2 protein-coding genes and 1 pseudogene are annotated in these 2,581 nt (G+C 64.8%); 2 read left to right on the plus strand and 1 reads right to left on the minus strand.

Features of this window, described 5'->3' with window-relative positions; all coding sequences use genetic code 11:
* Positions 1-236: 236 nt before the first annotated feature.
* A complete protein-coding gene (locus ACY34J_RS28875; RefSeq protein ID WP_462729582.1) occupies positions 237-1,019 on the plus strand; it encodes a hypothetical protein in 783 nt (260 codons plus the stop codon).
* Between the two features lie 22 nt (positions 1,020-1,041).
* On the opposite strand, the gene ACY34J_RS28880 is transcribed toward ACY34J_RS28875, so the two are convergent.
* The gene (locus ACY34J_RS28880) at positions 1,042-2,109 is read right to left on the minus strand and encodes an N-acetyltransferase (protein ID WP_462729583.1); all 1,068 of its coding nucleotides are present in this window, start codon (positions 2,107-2,109) and stop codon (positions 1,042-1,044) included.
* A gap of 244 nt (positions 2,110-2,353) precedes the next feature.
* Here ACY34J_RS28880 and ACY34J_RS28885 point away from each other — a divergent pair.
* Positions 2,354-2,581, plus strand: a pseudogene (locus ACY34J_RS28885) (protein kinase family protein); the annotation flags it as partial.

The following is a 2,581-nucleotide window of genomic DNA, read 5'->3' on the forward strand; positions in this document are numbered from 1 at the left end:
CCGGCTGCGGCCCGTCTCGGCTCCCGCTTCGAACGCGGTCACCCCGTCGAACGACCCGAGACTCACGCCGCAAGAACAACCTCAACCGACCCACAGGTATTGACAATTACTCGAAACATGGCTGCGGAGTTTGTGCCAACAGCTGTCCAACGATCGCGGCGTCGGAGCGAAAGCAACCGCAATCCATCTGTCGGTGCAGTAGCGTCGCATGCCGGTGTCGCTAAGGGGAGGATGACGTGTTCGGACTGTTGTCCACGCTGGCGGAGATCCTGTCGACCTACGCCCTACGATTCCTCAACGGTCACGAAGCAGCACGGGATGTCGCTGTCGCCTCGCATCTCCTGAGAATCCTTGTCGGTCTGCAGGACCTTGCCGTGCAGGGCGAACGGCTCCTCAACCTTGTGGAAGCGCCTCTGCATACGGCGGACGCCGCGACGAGCACGCGTGCTCAGCCAGTGAACGGTGCCGAGTGGGCTGCGGATATCGTCAAGCTCTTGGACGGCCAGTTGCAGGCCCTCGACGAACTGGACGCCGTACTGGAAGAGTCCCGTCCGCTTCTGGCAACCATCGACATCGGTTTCTACCCGGAGCTAACACCACTTCTGGACGGGAAGTCTGGTCTGGTGACCCGGTGGCGTCAGCAGGTCACACAAAGCCGATTCTCATCGATGGCGCTGTTCTTCCTCCCCTCAGGTAGTGTCCGCAGCCTGGTGCAGGCCGGTCGGGAGGCAGGCGGGCCGCGCTCATTGGAGTTCGTTTCCGACGTGGGCGACGCACTGGGCGAGCTACGGTCGCATGAGATCCGTGACATCCGGGGTCTGTCTGACAGTGATAATGCGGCTGTGAGAGCCGGTGTGGAGCGTCTCCGTACGGATATCCGGGCGGCTCGCACCGACCTGGCCGCTACCAGCGCCTTGTGCGCGCGCCTGCACACATCGATGGAGCAGACCTTTGGGGTGGAGGTCTTGGCTGGTCTCCGTCGCAATCTGCTGCCCAGGGCACGGCGCCCGAGCCGCTGAATGCACACGGGGAATTAGCGCGCTAGCGGTCGGTGCCGCCGGGGTGCGGTGCGGGATCAAACGGATACCCCCAGAGGGTGGCCAGCGCGTAGCTTCCGACGTCGGTGGCCAGCACTGTCATGGTGCGGACACCGAGCAGCCGACCGATTTGTTCCGCGCGGAACATGAGCCGTTGGAACAGGCCGGAGCCCCTGGCCGGTTCTGCGATACGGATCTCGTCGACGGTCAGTTCGTCACCGCCGACCGGGAAGCGCAGCTGCAGGACAGCTTGGACGGCACCTGCCAACTCCACCCGCATGTCGATGCTGCCACCGCCGTCGGGGTACAGAGTCACCCTGGCCCGTGCTCCCCCGATGTCGCCGAGCAGAGTTTCAGCAAGCCTGGCTGGCGTAGTCCGGATGTGGGCCTTCCAAGCGGCGAGGAACGCCTCGTCGGGTTGAGCAAAGGTGAGTGCGGGGGCGGTGCGCTGAAAGTCTTCCAGAGTGAGGGCAGCTAACGCTGCCGTGTCGTCCTGGTGTGATAGCGGGGGTGGAGTCTCTGGCAAACCGGTCACCTCTGCGGACTGGACCAATTCCTCCCAGCGGTCATCGGTGCGGAAAGGAGGCAGCGGGAGGTCACCGCCCATGGTCATCCACGCATGCTGCCACCACGCCGCGGTCCGCACGGGTCGCATGCCGAAGCGAGTGGCACCAGCGATGCAGCAGCGCAGGAACAGGAAGGAGCCTGCCAGCTCGGCAAGGTTCTTCGTACCAGGCTGATGGCAGGTGCGGGCCAGCGCTTCCGCGTCCCGTGTCATCTCGGAGTACGCGATGAGATGCGGAGCGTCAACCACCGTGTACGGATTCGGGGAGTCCAGCACGGTGCTCGGGTTCGCCGGCGCGAACACGATGTCGTCAGAGAGGAGGATGAGCAGCCGCAGGCTGTCCTCGCCGGAAAGAACGATTTCCACCGCCGGGTCGCCGTTCGGTGCGTGAATGGAATGGATCCGCACCACATGGTCGGCCATGAGCCGCACGGCGTCGTCGATAGCCGGGATGCGTACGTCCACCAGCATGTCGAGCGCCGGAATCGCGAGTTCCAGACCGGTCAATCGCTCAAGTGCCCGGCAGATGCCTGCAGTTCGCATTACTCTCCCATCCCCACTGCTATAGCGCCTCTTCGCCGAGTATGTCCCCGGCCTTGCTGGCGGACCGACAGCCGATCCAGCCAAGGTCCAGCTGCAGGCGGGCGAGCCAGCGGTTCCTCCTCCTCGTCCAGGTCCCGGCCGGAGCGATCCGTCACCAACCTTCCATGAGAAAGAAGCCCGTTGACCAGCCTTCGGTGAGAACGCTCCGACGCCCCTGCCCGAGGAACTGGCCGACGTCGAACCGGCTGTTGCCTACTGGGGCGGCGGTTCGCAGGTGCGCCGCCGGATCGAGGCCCTCCAGCAGTCCTCGCCGAGCGTCGCGCTGTTCCTGGAGTACATCCCGCAGAACCTGCACCAGTGGCTGGGCACTCAGGTCGAAGCAGGCGACGAGGCCACCGACCGGGCGTGCGCCATGGTGGAGACGAACCTGGAAGCT

It is taken from the genome of Streptomyces sp. HSS9-12, from assembly GCF_054963655.1.